20 protein-coding genes and 1 pseudogene are annotated in these 18,519 nt (G+C 59.9%); 7 read left to right on the top strand and 14 right to left on the bottom strand.

Translation table 11 applies throughout. The annotated features are described in order from the left end of the window. Window positions 1-1,206 carry a hypothetical protein gene (locus tag GSQ90_RS29135; protein ID WP_158818495.1) on the bottom strand — a complete coding sequence of 402 codons (1,206 nt, stop codon included), beginning with the start codon at window positions 1,204-1,206 and terminating at the stop codon, window positions 1-3. 1,083 nt (window positions 1,207-2,289) lie between these two features. Between GSQ90_RS29135 and GSQ90_RS29130 the strand changes: the two genes are divergently transcribed. Both GSQ90_RS29130 and GSQ90_RS29125 read left to right on the top strand, forming a co-directional pair. Next, a complete protein-coding gene (locus GSQ90_RS29130) occupies window positions 2,290-3,639 on the top strand; it encodes an AHH domain-containing protein (RefSeq protein WP_158818494.1) in 1,350 nt (449 codons plus the stop codon). 8 nt (window positions 3,640-3,647) lie between these two features. Next, window positions 3,648-4,349: an imm11 family protein gene (locus tag GSQ90_RS29125; RefSeq protein WP_158818493.1), complete on the top strand. Its 702-nt coding sequence runs from the start codon at window positions 3,648-3,650 to the stop codon at window positions 4,347-4,349. A gap of 451 nt (window positions 4,350-4,800) precedes the next feature. Here GSQ90_RS29125 and GSQ90_RS29120 read toward each other — a convergent pair whose 3' ends face one another. Further along, a complete protein-coding gene (locus tag GSQ90_RS29120; RefSeq protein WP_158818492.1) occupies window positions 4,801-5,163 on the bottom strand; it encodes a hypothetical protein in 363 nt (120 codons plus the stop codon). On the opposite strand from GSQ90_RS29120, the gene GSQ90_RS29115 reads away from it, so the two are divergent. After that, window positions 5,141-5,815, top strand: coding sequence for an imm11 family protein (locus GSQ90_RS29115; RefSeq protein ID WP_158818491.1), 675 nt, complete (start codon window positions 5,141-5,143; stop codon window positions 5,813-5,815). The genes GSQ90_RS29120 and GSQ90_RS29115 overlap by 23 nt on opposite strands. Before the next feature lie 953 nt (window positions 5,816-6,768). Here the strand turns inward: GSQ90_RS29115 and GSQ90_RS29110 are convergent. The 6 genes and pseudogenes from GSQ90_RS29110 to GSQ90_RS29085 form a co-directional block, all read right to left on the bottom strand. Then, window positions 6,769-6,948: pseudogene (locus GSQ90_RS29110) on the bottom strand (NADP oxidoreductase coenzyme); the annotation flags it as partial. Between the two features lie 55 nt (window positions 6,949-7,003). Then, the gene (locus tag GSQ90_RS29105; protein WP_158818490.1) at window positions 7,004-7,636 is read right to left on the bottom strand and encodes a class I SAM-dependent methyltransferase; all 633 of its coding nucleotides are present in this window, start codon (window positions 7,634-7,636) and stop codon (window positions 7,004-7,006) included. A gap of 106 nt (window positions 7,637-7,742) precedes the next feature. Next, window positions 7,743-8,156 (bottom strand): nuclear transport factor 2 family protein, encoded by a 414-nt coding sequence (locus GSQ90_RS29100; RefSeq protein WP_158818489.1) that lies wholly within the window; start codon window positions 8,154-8,156, stop codon window positions 7,743-7,745. 83 nt (window positions 8,157-8,239) lie between these two features. Further along, window positions 8,240-8,839, bottom strand: coding sequence for an NAD(P)-binding domain-containing protein (locus tag GSQ90_RS29095; RefSeq protein ID WP_158818488.1), 600 nt, complete (start codon window positions 8,837-8,839; stop codon window positions 8,240-8,242). A gap of 34 nt (window positions 8,840-8,873) precedes the next feature. Beyond that, window positions 8,874-9,626 (bottom strand): SDR family NAD(P)-dependent oxidoreductase, encoded by a 753-nt coding sequence (locus GSQ90_RS29090; RefSeq protein WP_158818487.1) that lies wholly within the window; start codon window positions 9,624-9,626, stop codon window positions 8,874-8,876. A 50-nt stretch (window positions 9,627-9,676) separates the two neighbouring features. Then, complete coding sequence (locus GSQ90_RS29085; RefSeq protein WP_158818486.1) at window positions 9,677-10,411, bottom strand: SDR family NAD(P)-dependent oxidoreductase; 735 nt, start codon at window positions 10,409-10,411, stop codon at window positions 9,677-9,679. Window positions 10,412-10,629: 218 nt separating this feature from the next. Here GSQ90_RS29085 and GSQ90_RS29080 point away from each other — a divergent pair, with 218 nt between their 5' ends. Then, window positions 10,630-11,526, top strand: coding sequence for a LysR family transcriptional regulator (locus GSQ90_RS29080; RefSeq protein WP_158818485.1), 897 nt, complete (start codon window positions 10,630-10,632; stop codon window positions 11,524-11,526). An 11-nt stretch (window positions 11,527-11,537) separates the two neighbouring features. Here GSQ90_RS29080 and GSQ90_RS29075 read toward each other — a convergent pair whose 3' ends face one another. The 3 genes from GSQ90_RS29075 to GSQ90_RS29065 form a co-directional block, all read right to left on the bottom strand. Beyond that, a complete protein-coding gene (locus GSQ90_RS29075; protein WP_158818484.1) occupies window positions 11,538-11,795 on the bottom strand; it encodes a hypothetical protein in 258 nt (85 codons plus the stop codon). 106 nt (window positions 11,796-11,901) lie between these two features. Then, the gene (locus GSQ90_RS29070) at window positions 11,902-12,642 is read right to left on the bottom strand and encodes an SDR family oxidoreductase (RefSeq protein ID WP_158818483.1); all 741 of its coding nucleotides are present in this window, start codon (window positions 12,640-12,642) and stop codon (window positions 11,902-11,904) included. A gap of 70 nt (window positions 12,643-12,712) precedes the next feature. Then, window positions 12,713-12,925, bottom strand: a complete 213-nt coding sequence (locus tag GSQ90_RS29065) for a 4-oxalocrotonate tautomerase family protein (RefSeq protein WP_158818482.1) — start codon at window positions 12,923-12,925, stop codon at window positions 12,713-12,715. 356 nt (window positions 12,926-13,281) lie between these two features. On the opposite strand from GSQ90_RS29065, the gene GSQ90_RS29060 reads away from it, so the two are divergent. Then, the gene (locus tag GSQ90_RS29060; RefSeq protein ID WP_158818481.1) at window positions 13,282-14,175 is read left to right on the top strand and encodes a LysR family transcriptional regulator; all 894 of its coding nucleotides are present in this window, start codon (window positions 13,282-13,284) and stop codon (window positions 14,173-14,175) included. 412 nt (window positions 14,176-14,587) lie between these two features. On the opposite strand, the gene GSQ90_RS29055 is transcribed toward GSQ90_RS29060, so the two are convergent. Together GSQ90_RS29055 and GSQ90_RS29050 are read right to left on the bottom strand one after the other, a co-directional pair. Beyond that, window positions 14,588-14,884, bottom strand: coding sequence for a hypothetical protein (locus GSQ90_RS29055; protein WP_158818480.1), 297 nt, complete (start codon window positions 14,882-14,884; stop codon window positions 14,588-14,590). A gap of 3 nt (window positions 14,885-14,887) precedes the next feature. Beyond that, window positions 14,888-15,205: a hypothetical protein gene (locus GSQ90_RS29050; protein WP_210255009.1), complete on the bottom strand. Its 318-nt coding sequence runs from the start codon at window positions 15,203-15,205 to the stop codon at window positions 14,888-14,890. Between GSQ90_RS29050 and GSQ90_RS29045 the strand changes: the two genes are divergently transcribed. Further along, window positions 15,198-16,964: a hybrid sensor histidine kinase/response regulator gene (locus GSQ90_RS29045; RefSeq protein WP_158818478.1), complete on the top strand. Its 1,767-nt coding sequence runs from the start codon at window positions 15,198-15,200 to the stop codon at window positions 16,962-16,964. The genes GSQ90_RS29050 and GSQ90_RS29045 overlap by 8 nt on opposite strands. Here the strand turns inward: GSQ90_RS29045 and GSQ90_RS29040 are convergent. Beyond that, window positions 16,961-17,599, bottom strand: a complete 639-nt coding sequence (locus GSQ90_RS29040; protein WP_158818477.1) for a response regulator transcription factor — start codon at window positions 17,597-17,599, stop codon at window positions 16,961-16,963. The genes GSQ90_RS29045 and GSQ90_RS29040 overlap by 4 nt on opposite strands. A 368-nt stretch (window positions 17,600-17,967) precedes the next feature. Between GSQ90_RS29040 and GSQ90_RS29035 the strand changes: the two genes are divergently transcribed. Continuing rightward, on the top strand, window positions 17,968-18,519 hold a 552-nt coding region (locus GSQ90_RS29035), incomplete at its 3' end, for a leukotoxin LktA family filamentous adhesin (RefSeq protein ID WP_210255008.1).

The raw sequence follows: 18,519 nt of genomic DNA, 5'->3' as shown, positions 1-18,519 counted from the left end.
TCATTCCCCGTGGTGATCGGGACATAGATGCGCCGCAGGGACGACGGCTGATGTCTCAGCGGCCGTTCCATCCTCGGCGATGTGAAGCCGGCCTACCGGGTCGATTTGGTCCGCGACTCCGAGTGCCCAGGCTGCCCAGTCCGCGGCGAGGCCTTCCTTCGCCGTACTTGAACCGAGCGCTTCGAGCGCAGTCACGACGAATGCACGAATATCCTGAGCAGCCCGATGATCTGCCACCATCCGAAGGAGTGCCGTGCGTCGTTCCGCGTCTGCCTTGGCGGCTTTTTCACGTGCAAGTCGGGCCGCCTCGGCGCGCCGGTCAGCTATCATGCGTTCCATCTCCGCGCGGCGCCTGCACGCGTTTTCGTAGGTGCGATGGGCGTTGGTGCGGTACTGAACCTCACCGACCACGATAAGCTTCAGGACGATTTCTCTGAGCCGATCCTCGATGCGGCCGCCGTCATCATCCGTCCAGGAGTCCCCGCTTGCTGAAATATCGAGACGCAGGATCTCATAGGCTTCGCGTGGTGCCTGGACCACTCCATTGGCTTGCGTTCTGGTCCTCGGATGATCAAGCGCAAACGAAACCTTTTGAGTGCCCACCGTCACGCCGACTTTGCGGGCTTGAGGCTCGTTAAGCCAAGGCTGATGACCGGCGTCGGTCAAGGCAAGGAACAGACTATTCAGAATCTGCAGCCGTCGCCGTTCGAACGGCGTCTCGAAGACGGGGTCGCTATAACGCAGCCTGAGGGGAGCATCGCTTGGTTTCAGCCGGCGCAACGCGTCTTCGTCGAGGGTGTGGCGGATCAAGCGGTGGGCCGATCCGAGATCGCGCACGAAGCGGACTTTCCCGAGTAATCGGTCGACTCTGGCAGTGACGGATTCGATTGATTCGACGAGCGTGGGTTCAGTGGGTGGTGGCGCGGCCAATTCGGCTTCGGGATCGGGAGGCCATCGACGTGGAAGGGGATCGGTACCGATCGTCACGTCGGTCGGCATTCCTGGCGGTCGCAGCGGCAGCTTCTGGCGGATGACCGTTTTGTCCGCTCGGAGTTTTGCCCAATAGCCGCGGTCCGGGACGGGAATACATGCCTTGGCGCAGCACTTCTTTAGCCACACATCGGAGACACCCATGCGCTGGGCGATCGTGCGAACCGGCTCATTCCAAACAAGGTCGTAAAGCGCTTCACGAGAAATAGTAGCCAATCCAATCCTCTGCGGTCCGTCTGATTCCACTATAGCCATTGAGTATTGCGGGCACGCGACGCCTCAGCCCGCCCTCGTGGCGTTCATCTGAACGATTGGATGGGAAGAGGGGGGCTGAGCGTCCGCACACGTCACAGCGCTTACATGCGTACAACGATTTCGCCGATGACGCGGCAGTGACGCCGTTTTTCTCGCGGCAGGTTTATCCTCGGCCCGACCCGAGCGGACGCAACAATCAAATAACCTCGGCGAACGGTGGCGTGGAAAAACTTGCAACCGGCGGAATCGCCGGTGCGCTATAGGACGGACGCGCTAGTGATGACGCGGTGCCTGTCCGACAATCCGCTCATACGACCTGAGAGATGTCCTCGCGGAGTCATCGCAGTGTGATACTTGAACGGTACCAACTGGTATGTATGCTCGCGACAGGAGTCGCGTGAGTGTTTTCTGACGCTGTCCAGCGGCATCTATCGCTACGCTGGACGTACGAATGTAATCAGGTTTTGACGCGTGTCATCGAAGCGATTGTCACCGAAAGACCGCGATAGGGGAATTTTTCGGAGGCCTAAAATAGGCGTGTAATTTCAACAGCGAAAAAAACTGACGGTCTTTATGACGGCATTCAAGAATCAACGCAGCGAAAATATTTGCTGTTACAAGAGCTTGGAAGAGCGATCGATGATTGAGTGGGAGTAGGACGGTTCTTTCGACCGTTCAATCGGAGGCCAGGGATCGCGGTCGAGAAAACACCGTCAGGACCAATGATCGGTCTGACGGTTTTTCTTAGGGCTCCCGCGATTTCAATTGGTTGCCGCCCGCCCGCAAGGTGCGTGGGAGAGACCTAATTCTGTTTTTCATAAAACCGGGCTGGACGTTCCAATTTGTTCATGATATGTTCTCACGTCTCCAATAGAAGGGACGAGAACCTTGATTCACGAATTTCGTCTATCGCGGCGCGGAAACGGCGGCGTCTTCTGCGACGAGGGCGGGGCTTTCGTCGGCGCCGTTCCATTGCTCGTTCGAACGCGCCAGAACGGCAAAGACGAATGGCGGCCGCGCGATTGCGACGACCTCTCGCAAGAGATGAGCGCGCAATACGACCTGCCCGTCGATATGTCGTCGAAGAGGGGCGGCCTTACGGCAATCGCCAAGGCGCTCAACGAAGGCGATGTCGTCCGCGCCCAGGTCGCCACAGTGCTGCTGGGCATCCCCCATCCGCCGTCCCTTTCCAAGGGCGCGCCTTCGCGCCAGGAGATGATCGAGCTCGCTCGCGAGCTTCTCTGGAGCGGCCTGCTCAAAGCCGATTGGGATCCTGACGAACACCCTCGTTGGCCTGCTGGCGCCCCTGACAGCCAAGGCGGACAATTCGCGCCGAAGAGTGACGATTCTGCGGCCGGCCAATCCTCCCGCGGGACGGCGGAATCGCAGCAACCTTCCTCGAACAATCAATCTGCTCCACCGAACAACAACCAGGGCGGCGACAGCACGCGGAATGCTCCTGACGTCGAGGACCGTGGGATCTATGCAGGCTACGGCAGCCACATTGGCGGCGCGCAGGTGGCCGACGCCTCGATCCGTTGGGATGGACTGGGGATCCCTGAAGCAAATCCGGCGAATTGGGAAAATATAACCAGACTGGCAGGCGGAGCGCTCAAGCTTGGCTCTGGCCAAATTATCGCAGCGGCAACGTTGCTGGCGGCGATGGATCCCCTCAGGGAAAGAGCGAGGGTCACTGACGCAATCAGCAAATTTGATCTTGATCCGACAAGCGCGACCGACGTTCTCGCCGCACGCGCCTATGTCTGGGCCGAATACGGGGCGCCCAGGAACTACTTCGATGTGCCGTGGGGCGGAGGAGAGCAGCTCGAATCCGTGCGCCAGTCCATTATGGCGCTCGAGCTTGCCAGACCCGGCACGCTTTATCTCGCCTTGCAGGGTGACCAGCTGTCGGGGCGCTGTATCAATGTCGCCGTAGAGGACGGCATGCGCGGCGGCGCGATATTCGAGAGCCGGCCGCGCCCCGAGAACTTGCCTGCCGCGCTCCAAACCACAAGTTCAAGCGCGCGCGCCGCACTGAACCTTAAGCCCAACGACCAAATGCGGGCCCACCATCTCATTCCCGCAAACGTGTGGGGAGAGCAGTTGCCTCTTGCAACGCTTGCTAGTCAGGCGGGATGGCAGCCGGATTCGATCGAGAATCTCATCGCCTTGCCGGCCAATGAGGCGGCCCAGGCGAAACTCGCTCCGAATCTGCCGATTCACAGCTCGAGTCACTCGAAATACGACGCGATGGTGTGGGGCAAAATCGTCATTGAAGAAGCGGAGTATCTCGGTACACCGACACCTGCGCAAGCGCGCGCGATTTTTGAAAAAGTGGCGGGAAAGATGAGAGATTCGATCGAAACCGGCAAATGGATGCCCCGATTGCACTGAGGTGAAACGTGACGCCGTTCTGGATGTTCGTGGATTGGACGGCTTACCGCAAAGATGCCCAATTCCGGAGGAGTTGCACCGCTTTTCGCAACTCGAAAGCGTCCGATAAACAAGCTGTCGCCGGAGCGTTTGTGCATGAAGAGTTGCTCACGGCGAAGCTCACCGTGACGCTCGAGGATTTTGACCGTGATTGTTTCCGTTGGAGCGAGTTCTCTTTCGTGTCGGAAAAAATGAGGCGCGCGATGGCGCTTGGCCCGTCCGATATCCAGTATTTCGAAGTCGATGCAAGCGACTGCGCGCCGTTACCCAGATCGAAAAATTATCAAGTCATGCATGTTCCGGTGACGGAGGACGTTTCCGACCTCGAGAACTCGGATTACTTGGTTCGGCATCGCGCCGACGGTTCCCTCGAAATCGACAGCCCGAACAATGTCGTTTTCCGCCCCGACGCTCGGCCGGCGCATGAGCTTTTCTACGATCGAATCTTCAAATTCATCTACTGTTCCGACGCCTTCGCGGTGCGGGTCCTGCGGGCGGGCTGCTCCGGCGCGTTTTTTTTCGATCCCTCTTGCTGGTCCGGCGTGGGCAACCAGCGCATCCGCACGCTTCGCGGGGTCGAGGAGATCATTAAATGGAATCCCGTCCTGAATATCCCGCGCACCAAGCTGATTGATGAAATTCCCCTGAAACCGGATTTCGCGGAGCCATGAGGCCAATCGTGAAGATGTTCTGGATGCCCACACCATGGCTGCAGAATTGGCTCGACGCAGGTCGGTTGCTGGGGCGCTGAGGCGGCCTATGAAGAGATATTGGATGTTCGTGTATTGGCTGTACCTCCGCGACGCGGACAGGCTTGTGAACCATTGCACGGTTTCGCGCGTCTCGGAGCCGTGCGGGGAAGGACCGATTGCGGGACGGTTTTTGCGAGGCCGGCTACCCTCAGCGAAGCTCGCCTTGACGCTCGAGACTTTCGATCGCGATTGCTTCTACTGGGGCAGTTTCACGTTCGTGTCGGAGAAAATGAGAAACGCCATGGCTCTCGGCCCCTCCGACATCCAATATTTCGACGTTGATGCGAGCGAGTCCGCGCCTCTGCCGCGATCAAAAAACTATCGAATCTTGCATATTCCTGTGACGGAGGACGCGTCTGATCCGATAAACTCAGACTACATTTGCCGTCACCTTCCCGATGGCTCCACCGTCCAGACCGGCATGCCGCTCCGCGTCGTCTTTCGCCAAGATGCCGAGCCGGCGCACGAAATTTTCTACGATAAGCTTTTCAGGGTCATTTACTGCACCGATGAATTCGCGCTGCGAATCTTGAAGGCAGGCTGCCCTGGCGCGTATTTTTTCGATCCGTCCCATCCCCGCGGCAACTTCGAACGGTTGCGCACGCTGCGCGGCGTCGAGGAGATCGTCAGATGGAACAAGAGGATCTTCCGCACCAAATTGGTCGAGACGATCCCCTGAAAGGGGCTCCTGCAGAATCGTGAGGCGAGACATGAAGACATTCTGGGTGGTCACGCCCTGGTTCCCGCACTGGGAAAATCGAAAAGGTCTCTGGAGCGGCTACGAATTCTGGAACGCCGCGGAGTTATTGCCCTTGCTTCCCGCCGCCGGAGAATTTGGCGCAGCGTTGCCAATCGCCCGGCTTGAATTCACTCGCGAGGATTTCGGCGAGGATTGCTTCCGATTGGGCAAGTTCATGTTCGTCTCGGAGGAAATGAGACGCGTCATGGCACTCGGCCCCTCCGATATCCAGTATTTCGACGTCGATTCCAGCCAATCCGCGCCGCTGCCGCGCTCGAAGCGCTATCAACTCATGCATGTCCCGGTGGCCGAGGACGTCACCGATCCGGCACGCTCGGACTACCAGTTCCGGCATCGTCCCGACGGCGATGAGCTGTGGGGGACCCCTGACGCTGTCGCCTTCCGTCCGGACGCCGAGCCGGCCCATGAGCTTTTCTACGATCGGTTTTTCAAGATCGCTTTGTGCACGGACGAGTTCGCGTTGCGCGTTCTGCGGGCCGGCTGCACCGGAATGCGATTTTTGGATCCGACCCAGCTTAATCACACTGGAAGGTACCACCGTACGCTTCGGGGCGTCGAGAAGACGGATGAATGGGACCCGGTGCGGAAGGTTTCCTACGCCAAGTTGATTCGGGAGATTCCCTGAAACGCTCTTTTTGCTCTCTGCGCGAACCCGGTTCGACGATGGCCCAAGCTCACCTCGTCTGAATCGCGGGCGGGTCTTTGCGCAACATGAGGGCGCCAAAAAGTCATACTGGCAAAAGCGCGAACAGAGGCGCATCGCAGCAACGCCCATTTCTTATTATTCGTTCTCCGGCGGAGCCATCATCGTTCGCCCTTCAACGGCGCCAGGGGGCAGGGCGGCGTTTATACTACGGGTACTGCATTGAGGGCCGAAATGACAAAATTGCACTTGCTCACGCGACGCATCCGAGGCGCGCGCCTCGGCCTCAGTGAAGCCAGTGCAATGCTGCGGCCGGACTCGAAACCGGCTGGTGGATCGGGTTAGCGCACCGAGCATCAACCTCAAGAGGCCAGGTTCGTGCGGATCAGAAGGGCACAAACATGGCCAAGCGCGAGCGGCCTGAGCTAAAGGCGCCGACGGTCTTTTTCGTCCTGGCGCAGAATGCGCCGCGCGATTGACGACGCGAAGAATTGACCGATCGTTGGCGATAGTTGTCGAAGCCGAGCAAAATTCGAATCGCGCAAATTTTCCTTTGAAATCAAGAGCGGAAAATTCTGACGGCCCGGTAGTCGAGCTTCGATCGTCAGGGAAAGATTTTGCTCTTAAAAATCATCGAGTTGCGATGCATTGAAAGAATCGAGTGGGAGTGAAGGGGATTACTGTGGAGTAGTATCGGATAGCAGAGGACGCTCGAGCAAATCCCAGGCCATCGATAGCAATCGATAAATTCTAGGCGACCCGCAGATCTGCCGCTCTGTCGGGCGTCTCCCCGCTCTTCGAACGGCGCCCATACGCCGTCAGGCCCACCCCAACCTTCGCGAATTTGTGGCCTTCAAACATTCGGTCGCGCGCGGCTCAAAAAAGTTAGCGCGCGACCAGTTATCGGCGTCGGTCATACGGTCGTAGATCGATGACTGCTCCTTCTTGAACAAATCCTCGAAGATGAGCTGGCGCCAGGTGCGGCCGCGTGCGTGCGCCAGCCAGCCATCCTCGTTGAGCTTTCCCAGCGTGACGGGTGCGAACCCGACGTATTTGGCCAAATCCGCAACCAGAGCGATCGCGTCCTCGTCGTCGCTCCACAGAAAGACGAAGCGGCAACGCTTCCACGCTTGTGAGAGCTGATCTCACTGTAGCGCGGATGACTCAATGTCAGAGCTTCACGAACCGATAGGCGAAGCGATCGGTCTCGCCCTTGATCGAGGGATCGAACACCTTGATCGTGTGCGAATCGGCCTTGTTCGCGAGCATGGCGCTTTCAGCGTCCATGACGAAGCCGGCCGCCTCCACCTCCTCGCGAACGGATGCAGGCTCAATCCGATGCAGCGTCTGGGCGTCGCTCGCGCCCGCCCCCGCGGCGGCGGCGTGGTCGACGATGACGTAGCGCCCACCGGGCTTCAGCCGCTCGTAGACGGCTCGATTGAAGTCGGTCGCCGTCGCGCCCTTGGCCTGGATCAGCGCGGTGTGGAGATCGTGATAAAACAGGTGCAGCCATAGGACATCGGCTGGTTGGGTGACCTCCGACATCGCCACAAGGTCCGCCGAGACGGCTTCGACGTTCTCTCGGCCCGGCTCCTTCGCGAGCGTCCGCATGCGGCCGACCGGATCGTTCTTGAAGTGGGCGACTTCGGCCGGCACGAAGCTATAGACCCGTCCTTCGGGTCCCACCACGTCGGAGAAGAGACGGGTCCAGTCGCCGTCGCCTGGGTAAACGTCGATAACGGTGGAGCCCGCACCGACTCGTGCGAACCGGATCAACTCGGATAGTTTGGATTGGTCGTACATCGGGATCTCCTTTACGGTTGAGCATTTGACGAGCGCGCGGCGTGCGAGGGGGCGAACCACGGCTGATCCACCGTCTACCCGAGCCGATGGCTGCAAAGGGCCAGCGCTACGCAGGCCCGGACGCGTCCACCTGCGAGGCGCGGGCCAGCGCTTGCGTGTCGACGTATTCCCGGATGTTGGTCAGTCTACCGTCCCGGACCGTGATGGCGAAGATCCAGTCGTCCTTGAACGGCTTGTTCGTGGCTTTGATTTTCCCGGTAGCGACGCCGACGACGAGAACCCGGTCTCCCTGCGCCACGAACTCCCGGGGTTCCGTGAACGTTTCTATCGACTTGGATGCCGTCTCAAGCAAATCCGCCAGCTCGGCGCGCCCGTGGCGCGTTCCGGCCAGCGGCCAGTCCTCGCCCGGAATGATCCACTGGATGTCTTCGGCGACCAGCGCCAGCAGACCCTCCTTGTCGCCGCGGGCGATGGCGGCGAAGAAGTCCTTCACGGTCTGGATGTTCTTCTCAAGGCTCATGGGAATTTCTCCATTTCGCACGGATCGCATCGCGCTTGATCCGATCCGTGCATCGCGGCCTGCCGGTTGGCGTGTCGTGGTCATCAGTCGAACTTGACCAGGTCCATAAAGATCAGCCGACCCCAGCTATTTCCGCGCGCCTGCACAAGCAGCCCACCTTCCGACAGCCCGCCAAGGTTGATCGGCGAGAAACCGAGATTTTCCGCGAGCGCACCAATCTCCGCTGCGGCAGCGTCCTCGTCGCTCGCCAGGAACACGACTCTCCTGCCACCGTGTACGGCCGGATTTTGGTCGAGGATGGCAGCGCCCAAGTGGTTGAAGCCTTTGACCAGTTTTGCACCAGAGAAGGCCTGCGCGACGAACTTGGAAGAAGGCTGTCCTCCCAGTTCCTCAGGGGGCACGCCGTAGGCATTGGTCACATCGATGATGGTCTTTCCCTGCCACGTGGGCAACGCCTTCGCGACATCCGGATGCGCCCCGAAACGGACCGCCAAAAAGATGATGTCCGCCTTGACGGCTTCCGCCAATGTTTTGGCAATGATCGTGGGTCCGATCGCGGCCGCTTCGGATGCAAAGCTTTTCGGGTCGCGGGTGGTTGCCACGGACACTTCGACGCCCTTGCGGGCGAACGCCTTGGCAAGAGCGTGGCCGATCTTGCCGAAACCGATTATTGCATAGCTCACAGTGCTTCTCCGATCTTGTGTTAACGCCGGGGGGTCAGACCTGCGCCATGCCTCCATCGACGGCCAAATCCATGCCGGTGATGTAAGAACTTTCATCGGAGGCGAGGAACGCGACGGCAGCCGCGATTTCCTCGGGCATGCCTCTGCGACCCATTGGGATCTGCGTGGTGAACTGTGCGACCGCTTGCTCGGCCTGTTCAGCAGTAAGGCCCGTCGTCGTCGCTAAGGCGGGGGTATCGATTGCTCCGGGGCTCATCACATTCACGCGGATTTTGCGGTCTTTTAGCTCCAGTGTCCAAGCGCGCGCAAAGTTGCGGACGGCCGCCTTACTCGCGGCGTAAGCACTGAACCCTGGAAGCCCCAACACGTTCGACACTGAAGAATTCAGGATAATCGAACCGCCGTCATTGAAGAGGGGAAGGGCCTTCTGCACCGTAAAGAACAGACCTTTCACGTTCACATCGAAGGTCTGGTCGAAATGAGCCTCGGTAGCGACCGCGAGCGGTGCGACTGTCCCCGCGCCCGCGTTCGCGAAGAGAATGTCGATGTGACCGTGTTTCTCTTTCACCACGGCATAGAGGCGGTCCAGATCTTCCAGGCGCGACACGTTGCCGACAACCGTCGTAACGTTTCTCGTGATGAAGGCCGCGGCCTCCTTCAGCTCTTTCTCTCGTCGCCCGGTGATCACGACGTGCGCGCCTTCTTCCACGAAGCGCTTGGCCGTGGCCAACCCAATCCCACTGCTGCCGCCCGTAATGACAGCGATCTTACCTTCGAGTTTTTTCATAATCTTTTTCCTTTCGTTGTACATAGGCTAGGCCCGGGACCGCGCCGGGGTCAGAGTTGCGCCAGGCCGCCGTCGACGGCGACCTCGCTGGCGGTCATGAAGCTGCTGTCCGACGACGCGAGAAAGGCGGCCGCGGCCGCGATCTCCGCCGGATCGGCCATGCGCTGGAGCGGAGTCATCGCGCCGTAGGCCTTCTGGCCCTCCTCGCCCAGTGCTTCCTTTGCGAGTTCGGTCGCCGTCGCCCCGGGCGACAGCACGTTTACGCGGATGCCTGTGCCCTTCAGATCCTCCGCCCAGGTCCGCGCGAGGTTGCGTACGGCCGCCTTGCTTGCGCTGTAGGCCGTGAATCCAGGGGCGCCCGTAGTTCCGGCGCTCGATCCGGTCAGGATGACCGAACCGCCCTTGCCCATCAGCGGCAGCGCCTTCTGGACGGTGAAAATCGTACCCTTCACATTGGTGTCGAAGGTCTCGTCGATGTGCTTGGCGGTGATCTCGCCGAGCTTAAGCTGGCTTCCCACCCCGGCATTGGCGAAGACGATGTCGAGGGTTCCGCGCTCGGCCTTCGCCGCCGCGTAGAGTCGATCGAGGTCGGCCTCATCCGCGACCGAGCCCTTCACCGCGCGGGCATTGGGCCCGAGTTCGGCCATAGCGGCGTCAAGCGCTTCCTGCCGGCGGCCGAAAATGAAGACGAAGGCGCCCTCCGCGATGAAGCGCTTTGCCGCGGCGAGGCCGATGCCGGTAGCGCCGCCGGTGATCACGGCGGTCTTTCCATTCAGTCTGGTCATGACGTGTATCTTTCGTTTTCGGAGTCTCAAGTCTTTGGCTGTGCGGGGAAGATCCCCGAGAGCCTCAACATGGGTCTGTCGGAGTCAGGCGGTGAGTGCGCAATCGCGCACATCGGTGGTGCAAAATCGATCCGGCTCGACGACTGATCGCGCGCAATGCGGCTCGACGTGCTAGAAACGCGCTTCTGAGAACGCACCACATGGTGCGAGGTTGCACCATGATCGACTGGGATGACGTTCGCCACTTTCTTGCCGTCGCGCGTGGAGGCTCAGCGCGGGCCGCCGCCGAGCGCCTCGGGGTGAATCACGCGACCGTGCTGCGACGCATCGCCCAGCTGGAGGAACGCCTCGGGGCGCACATGTTCGAAAAGCTGCCTTCGGGCTACCGCCTGACGGCTGCGGGCGAGGAGGTCCTCGAACTCGCGAACCAGATGGAAGCGTCGTCGCACCAGTTGGAGACGCGCGTCTTCGGGCGCGACCAGGGCGTGCGCGGGCTTCTGCGGGTGACGCTGGCGCCGCCCCTCGCGAACCACCTGCTCATGCCGGACTTCGCCGATTTCGCACGTCTGCATCCCGACATCGAGATGGAAATCTTGTCGTCCGGCGAGCTGGCGAATCTGACCAACCGAGAGGCCGACGTCGCGATCCGCGTCGTCTACGACCGCAAAACCCTGCCGCTCAACCTTCACGGCCTGAAGGGACCGGAGGTGTTCGGCGGCGTCTACATGTCCCGCGATCGACTAGCCGCGTGGCGCGCGGGCGCGCCTGATCCCATCCGGTGGATTGTCATAAGCATTCATGGAATTCCGGATTGGGCCAGCGAGGGTGAGGTTGGCGCCACGGGGGTTCCGTTCAGGACCACGGACGGGGAGGCGCAGATCGTTGCTGTACGGCAAGGGCTCGGGATGACGACACTGCCGTGCTTCGTCGGAGATGCCGACCCCCTGTTGGTGAGGGCGCCCGGCGCCGACCTGCACATGTACGGAACGGTTTGGCTTCTCACACAGGGGGAGACACGCAAGACGAAGCGCGTGCGGCTCTTCACCGAGTTCGTATCCCGTAGGCTCGCCGCGTACGCGCCGCTTCTCGCGGGACTGTCCATATCGCGCGACTGACGCCCGGCAAGTCATCGGCGACGCTTGCCGTAATCCTGTCGGAAGCCGAGCCGCGATCGCTTCAAGCGGCGTCGTTCGATCCCCAGCCGAACCGTTCGGATCTTTTTTGAATACGGACCGTGCTCGGCGACGGTGGCGGCGATGGCCGACAACGCCGATGCGTCGGATTGGACGTCAAGCTCGACCGCTCGAAGATTTACCTCATGCTCTTGTGCATAGGCCGTGACTTTGTCTGCCTGCTCGGCATTCTTGCCGTTCAACCCGCGCATGGACGTTGACCGTATGCCCTGACGCCGCGAGGGCATTGGCCATCAGGCGGCCGAAGCCGCTCGATGCGTCGGTGATGACGATGACGTGCTTCACGATTGTTGCTCCTTAGATTACGCCGCCGTTCGCGCGCACGATCTGGCCGTTGATCCAGCCGCTGTCCGGCCCAATCAGCAGCGAGACGACGCGCGCGATGTCGTCGACTTCGCCCAGACGGCCGAGCGGGTTCATCTGCTTGATGCGATCGAGCGTGGCCTGGTCCTTACCTCTAAGGAAGAGCTCGGTGGCGACCGGCCCGGGCGCAACGGCGTTGACGGTGATCCCTCGAGATCCGAGCTCTTTCGCAAGGATATGCGTCAGGGCTTCGACCGCCGCCTTGGTGGCCGCATAGACACCGTAGGTTGGCTGGTAGAGCCCCACGACGCTCGTGGAGAAGTTCACGATACGGCCGCCGTCGCGCAGCCGCTTTGCCGCCTCGCGGAGCCCATTGAACGTGCCCTTCAGGTTGGTCGCAATGGTCTGGTCGAAGGTCGCGTCATCAAATTGCGCCACGGGCGCCAGCTTCATGATGCCGGCGTTGTTCACCAGCACGTCGACCACGCCATAGGCCGCCTCGGCGGAATCGAACATCCGCTTCACCGCTAGCGGGTCGCTGACATCGGCCAGGAAAGAGGTGGCGCGACCTCCGGTTCTCTCGATCTCGTCGACCAGCTTGGCGGCCGCGCTGGCGCTGCCTGCATAGTTCACGATGACCGTGAGGCCATCGCTCGCCAGCCGCCGGGCGATGGCGGCTCCAATGCCGCGAGACGCTCCGGTGACGATCGCGACCCTATTCGTTGACGCAGTCATTGTCGTTGGTCCTTTGTCGGGTTTCTGCGCCACCGAAGCGCGCACGGATGTCGGCTTGTTGCGGCCTATTTCAATCTTTCGCTCGATAGTTCTCCGGGATTACAAACACCTCGTCGGCGCGTGCATAGCCGCCGTCCTTGACCTCTTCGATCAGAACCATGGTGTGCGGGCGAGCAGCCTCCGAAAAATATTCGACAAGCATCGCTGTCGTCCGATGGACGATCTCTTCTTTCTGAGCGCGGCTCAGTGCGGCCTCAGGGACCTTGAAATTAGCAAATGGCATGATCTTTACTCCTGTTGGTTGGTTGATCTGACGATTTGGACGCCGTTGCGCAGTCGCCGACTGACGGTCAGAGTTCGCGGCCGATGTGCCGATCGATTGAATAGGCGCCGCCGCCGTGGACGGGGATCAGCAGGATGACAAAGCCCAGCATCAGAGGGATTCGATGCCGCGGTCGATCCACGCCGCGGTTCGCTGTCCAAGGCGACCGCGCCGCCCTGTCTGCATTTCATTCGCCATTTCCCCCTCCTTCGGTCTCTGGCCTCAGGGACGAAAGTAGTCGTTTTAAAATTTAGGGGTAGAAAGCCTATCTCAACATCACCATTTCAAAAAACATAACAATCTGCTACGGGACGGGGATGGATCGCATCGGCGTTATGCGGCTTTTCGTCAGAATTGTTGATCGTGGGAGCTTCGCTCAGGCCGCGAGGGATCTGCAGGTTCCGCGCCCAACCGCCACCCATGCGATCCAGCGCCTGGAGACGGATCTCGGCGTTCGGCTGCTCGAACGGACAACCCGAAATGTGCGCCCGACGCTCGATGGCGCGCTCTACCACGAACGTTGCATTCGGCTCCTCGCGGACCTCGATGAGGTGGAAAGCGTATTCAAGAACGCCGAACCCAGGGGCCCGCTTCGCGTGGATTTGCAGGGAACCATCGCACGGTTTTTCGTACTGCCTGCGCTGCCCCGGTTCATCGCGCGCTATCCCGGGATCTCGCTGAGCCTCAGCGAGGGCGACCGGATGGTCGACCTCATAACCGAGGGCGTCGATTGTGTTGTCCGCGCCGGTGAGCTCTCGGATTCATCTCTTATCGGTCGCCGCATCACCGTGTTCGAGCAACTCACTTTGGCGAGCCCGGCCTATCTTGAGCGCCATGGCGTTCCGTCAACGCCAGACGATCTCAATGGCCATCGGATGGTCGCCTATAAGGCTTCGGCGACCGGGCAACCCTATCCGATGGAATTCGAAAAGGATGGTCGGGAATGGGAGATCCCTTTGCCTTACGAGGTCGTCGTTCGAGGCGCTGAAATCTACACCGCGTCGGGCGTCGCTGGATTGGGGTTGATACAAGTCCCACGCTATCGCGTAGAGCATCAGATCGCAGCCGGGCAATTAGTTCCGGTGCTCGAAGCCTTCCCGCCCAGGTCGATGCCAGTGTCCGTGCTTTATCCGCAGAGCCGCCATCTCTCTTCGCGGATCCGGGTTTTTATCGACTGGTTGACGGAGATATTTCGGGCCTCTCAGCCCTAGCTGGGAGTAGGGGAAAGGGATACTGCAGAGGGCTTTAGCGAAGTAAATCGCAGGAAGAACAATAGTTTGCGACCCGTCCAATTTGCTATCGGTCGGGCATTGTCAATCAAAAGCATGCTCGATTAAATAATTGACCTTGTTGCAGTTGTTGAAAAGGCGCGTCGTGCCCCCGAAGGGGTGGCGGATGAATATGACGGGATACCCGACGGTACTATTCGCAAACGCCAAATCAGGAAGACGAGATGACGTTTGACGCAATCGCTTTGAACATCCCCTGTTGATCGACTGCGAACATCTCGCTTTGGGGTAGCTCTCGAAGCCGAACCTCTCCGGAAGCATCCCCGATGTTTGCTATCTTTCTCGGCAACGCGTTCGTCTGACCGACCGACCGTCATCGAGACAAATCCCGCTGTTACGTCACTGACTTCTGAGAAGCGGCCGCGTAATTCTTCGCGACATCCGAGAATCTCATGCGCAAATATTCCAGCACCGGATCGCTGTCGTTACTTTGGCGCCGCTGGAACATCTCTCGTATGGAGGGGATCAAAATCGGAAGCTCGATCACCCTTAGCGGGAACTGACGTGCGAAGACGGAGGCTTGCCGACGATGAAGCGTCGCGATCCGCTTCGTGCCCACAATGAAATAGGGAAGCAGCGCGTAGCTGCGAACTGTGACCCCTGTCGCCTTCTGAAGACCGCTCTGTTCCAAGAATCATTCGTCACGCGTCTGCCCGCTTTCGCACTGCAAGCGAACCGACACGTGAGGAGAAGGGCGATATTCTTCAATGGTCAGCCTGTCGACCGGGGCCTCGTTGCTGATGTCGCCAAGAGCGAATACTCGACCCTCTTCCTCCATGAGGAGTTGCGGCGTCACTTTGACACGTCCCGCCGCGTTGAGGCGGTCGGAAAAATCGGCGCGCAAATATTCGATCGAGCAGATTTCGCGAATCGAATCGAACTTTCGCTTTCGTTCGAAATGGGCGATTAACAAGGCGTCGAGGAGAAAAGCGGGGAGAGTCGTCGTGTCCAACGAAGAGACGTCAACTGAACGTCTCGATCATCTGCGGGCCGACCAGGTGGATGCGCTTTATCATCGCATGTCGCCCGGCACCTTTGGCGGACTGATCGCCGGCACAGTGCTCTCGGGCATGCTCGTCCACATGGACGCCATCACGCTCAACATGGGACTCGCCTTTCTTGCAATTCTTGCAGCGCAATCAGCCGCGCGCTTCTTTCTGGTCCATGCCTATCACGCATACAAGCCGGCCGTCGTCGCTTGGCGGCATTGGGCGCTGGGCGCCTGCGCAACCGCGCTTGCGGGCGGGCTGTCCTGGGGCCTCGGTTCACTATTGTTGCTGAATTCGGCCCACCCCGAACTACAGATGTTGGTTTTTCTCGTCTGCGCCGGCATGGCCGCCGGGGCGATCACCGCTTTCGCGACCTATTTGCCGGCCTATTATATGAGCCTGTTCTCCATCATGACGCCGACCATGGTCTGGTCGGCTGCCCAGGGCGATGCGCTACATTGGACCTATGCCGTACTTGCGTCGCTTTGGGTCGTCGTTATTGCGATTCTGGCCAGAACATTCAGTCAAATACTCGACAAGTCCTTGCAATTGCAATTTGAGAACCTGGATCTCGCCATCGCCGCGCGGCGTCAGAAGGAGTTGGCGGAAGACGCCAATATCGCCAAGTCCCGCTTTCTCGCCGCCGCAAGCCATGATTTGCGGCAGCCGGTCCATGCGCTCGGTTTGTTTGTCGAAGCGCTGCGGGGCCGCGAAATGGACGGTGAGAGCCATAGGTTGGTCGGCCAGATTGGCGCCTCCATCGCCGCGCTCGACGGTCTCTTCGTCTCGCTCCTGGATATTTCGCGTCTTGATGCGGGCGTCGTTGAAAGCCGCCCGAGCGAATTTCCGATACAGCCTCTTCTCGAGCGCATCTGTCGCGACGAAGCGCCGGAAGCTGAGCGCAAGGGCATCGCGCTGACGTTGGAGCCTTGTTCGATGAACGTTCGAAGCGACCCGGTCTTGCTCGAACGAATCCTCCGCAATCTTGTTTCCAACGCCGTTCGCTATACCGACAACGGACGCGTCCTCGTTGGTTGCCGCCGCGGCGAACGATTGAGCGTTGAAATCTGGGACACCGGCTGCGGCATTGCGCAAGATCATCGCGACCTGATTTTTCAAGAGTTCTACCAGATAGGCAATCCGGAACGAGATCGGACGAGAGGCTTGGGATTGGGCTTGGCGATTGTGCGGCGCCTCACCGCCATTCTGGAAATACCGCTGTCGTTCCGTTCCCAACCGGACAAGGGAACGGTTTTCAAACTATCGCTTGCGCCAGGAGCCGCCGATCAAGCGATTCCGGCGCCAACCGAAGAACTGAATTCGGGTATGTTGAGCGAGCGTTTCATTGTCGTGGTCGATGACGAACTGGCGATCCAGGACGCTATGCGCGCAGTACTGACGGCGTGGGGGCATTCCGTTGTCGTCGCCGGGTCGTCTCAGGAAATGCTGGAGCGGGTCGCCGAGCGGTCTGTGCGGCCCGATCTGGTCATTTGCGACCTTCGATTGCGTGGCGACGAAAACGGGCTCGATGCGATTCAGCGGTTGCGATCGAAGTTTCGTGAGAATATTCCAGCGATTCTCATCACGGGCGACACCGAATCCGACCGGCTGAAACGCGCGGGTCAGAGTGGTTGCTTCGTGATGCACAAGCCAGTTTCGAATAGCCGCCTGCGCGCCGCGATCAGCAATCTGACGATGTCAGACGCGCCGCTTCAAGTTTAGATCAGAGCGGCAAGCCTTGCCGCATCGACGGCCTGCGCGCGGTTGGAAACGCCAAACGCTTTGAAGATCGCCGTGACATGCGCCTTTACAGTCCGTTCGGCGACCAGCAATTCGCGGCCGATTTCCTTATTCGACAATCCACGAGCCAGAAGCCGCAACACATCGATCTGACGGTCGGTCAGAGGATTGGAGGATCCGTCAATGCGGTTGAGGCCGTCGCCGCCGACATTAGACGCCGCTTCTTTTAGCATGAGGGGTGGAACATACACCTCACCCGACAGAACCAGCTTCAACACGGACATCAGCGTCTGCGGGCTCGACGATTTGGGCACATAACCAAAGGCGCCGGCGGCGAGCGCCCTCCTGACGTCCGCCGGGTCTTCGGAGGATGATAAAAGGATCACCGGCAAGTCCGGACGGCGCCTGCCGATTTCGCGTAGCGCGGACATACCGCTTTCTCCCGGCATATTGAGATCCAGAAACACGGCATCGAGATCGGGATGAGTATCGACTTCAGTCATCCCCTCTGCGGTCGTCGCAGCCTGAACGACGACAATATCTGAACCCGGTCGCGCGAGGAGAGCGGCCAGACCTGCGCGCACGATTGAGTGGTCATCGATGATCAGCAGTTTCATGGCCCCGACTATATCCCCTATTGGAAGTGAGGCCGCAACGCGCCCAAAGGGTTATGCGTCCCTGCACGCAATTGAGAATATGACAGACTGTCCAGACAGCAACGGGATGTTCGCTGTTCTGTTCGTAAGCGACTGGAAGACGCGTGAGGAAACGACCAATGTCAATTGAACTTGGGTCTTAGCACCCGCGAGGTTGGTCTTAAGACTTCAATAGCACTTCGAAAGACTTGTGCGGGGCGAGTCGAGGATGCCAATGCTGAAAAACTATTCCGTGGAAGCGGTTAAGCGGTATGCGATCGCCTCAACGATAGCGGTCGACGTCGCTCCCGGGTGGATGAACTTTAGTCCAAGGCGCAAAGGGAAGCGGTATGCTCGCCCGTTTGAAGCGACAGGTGACGTTGGGGGCGCGCAAGCGCGCTCTTCTGGGCGGTTCGGCTTTTTTGCCGCTGGCTTTGGGGATGTTTGGGACGCCGGCGGCGATGGCGCAGGCGGTCAATATGGGCCAGTCGCCTGGCAATCTGATCCTGGCCGCCGGCCGTACGGCGACGACGATCGGCGTCTCCGGACGCACGACGACGATCACCACCTCGACGCTGAGCGGCGGCAACGCCTATAATTCGTTCTCGCAGTTCCGCGAAGGCCGGGGCAACACCGTCAATCTGATCGTCCCCGGTTCGGCGAAGAACCTCGTCAATGTGGTGACGAGCGGTCCGGTCGACATTCAGGGCGCGCTCAATTCCTATAAGAACGGGGTGATTGGCGGCAATGTGATCTTCGCCGATTCCTACGGCTTCATTGTGGGCGCGTCGGGGGTGGTCAATGTCGGCTCGCTGTCGGTGGTGACGCCGACGCAGAAGACGATCGATCAACTGATCAGCCCTGACGGGGTGGTGAACAATGGGCTGGCGAGCCAGTTGATT

It is taken from the genome of Methylocapsa sp. S129 (assembly GCF_009765995.1).
Lineage (GTDB): Bacteria > Pseudomonadota > Alphaproteobacteria > Rhizobiales > Beijerinckiaceae > Roseiarcus.
The sequence above is the reverse complement of the archived record's forward strand: the minus strand, read 5'-3'. Positions and strand labels throughout refer to the sequence as shown.

Coding starts and splice junctions, on each gene's coding strand:
- GSQ90_RS29130 (WP_158818494.1), top strand. CDS start 2,290: ATGAGCGCGCAATACGACCTGCCCGTCGATATGTCGTCGAAGAGGGGC.
- GSQ90_RS29115 (WP_158818491.1), top strand. CDS start 5,141: ATGAAGACATTCTGGGTGGTCACGCCCTGGTTCCCGCACTGGGAAAAT.
- GSQ90_RS29105 (WP_158818490.1), bottom strand. CDS start 7,636: ATGTACGACCAATCCAAACTATCCGAGTTGATCCGGTTCGCACGAGTC.
- GSQ90_RS29100 (WP_158818489.1), bottom strand. CDS start 8,156: ATGAGCCTTGAGAAGAACATCCAGACCGTGAAGGACTTCTTCGCCGCC.
- GSQ90_RS29090 (WP_158818487.1), bottom strand. CDS start 9,626: ATGAAAAAACTCGAAGGTAAGATCGCTGTCATTACGGGCGGCAGCAGT.
- GSQ90_RS29085 (WP_158818486.1), bottom strand. CDS start 10,411: ATGACCAGACTGAATGGAAAGACCGCCGTGATCACCGGCGGCGCTACC.
- GSQ90_RS29080 (WP_158818485.1), top strand. CDS start 10,630: ATGATCGACTGGGATGACGTTCGCCACTTTCTTGCCGTCGCGCGTGGA.
- GSQ90_RS29075 (WP_158818484.1), bottom strand. CDS start 11,795: ATGCGCGGGTTGAACGGCAAGAATGCCGAGCAGGCAGACAAAGTCACG.
- GSQ90_RS29070 (WP_158818483.1), bottom strand. CDS start 12,642: ATGACTGCGTCAACGAATAGGGTCGCGATCGTCACCGGAGCGTCTCGC.
- GSQ90_RS29065 (WP_158818482.1), bottom strand. CDS start 12,925: ATGCCATTTGCTAATTTCAAGGTCCCTGAGGCCGCACTGAGCCGCGCT.
- GSQ90_RS29060 (WP_158818481.1), top strand. CDS start 13,282: ATGGATCGCATCGGCGTTATGCGGCTTTTCGTCAGAATTGTTGATCGT.
- GSQ90_RS29040 (WP_158818477.1), bottom strand. CDS start 17,599: ATGAAACTGCTGATCATCGATGACCACTCAATCGTGCGCGCAGGTCTG.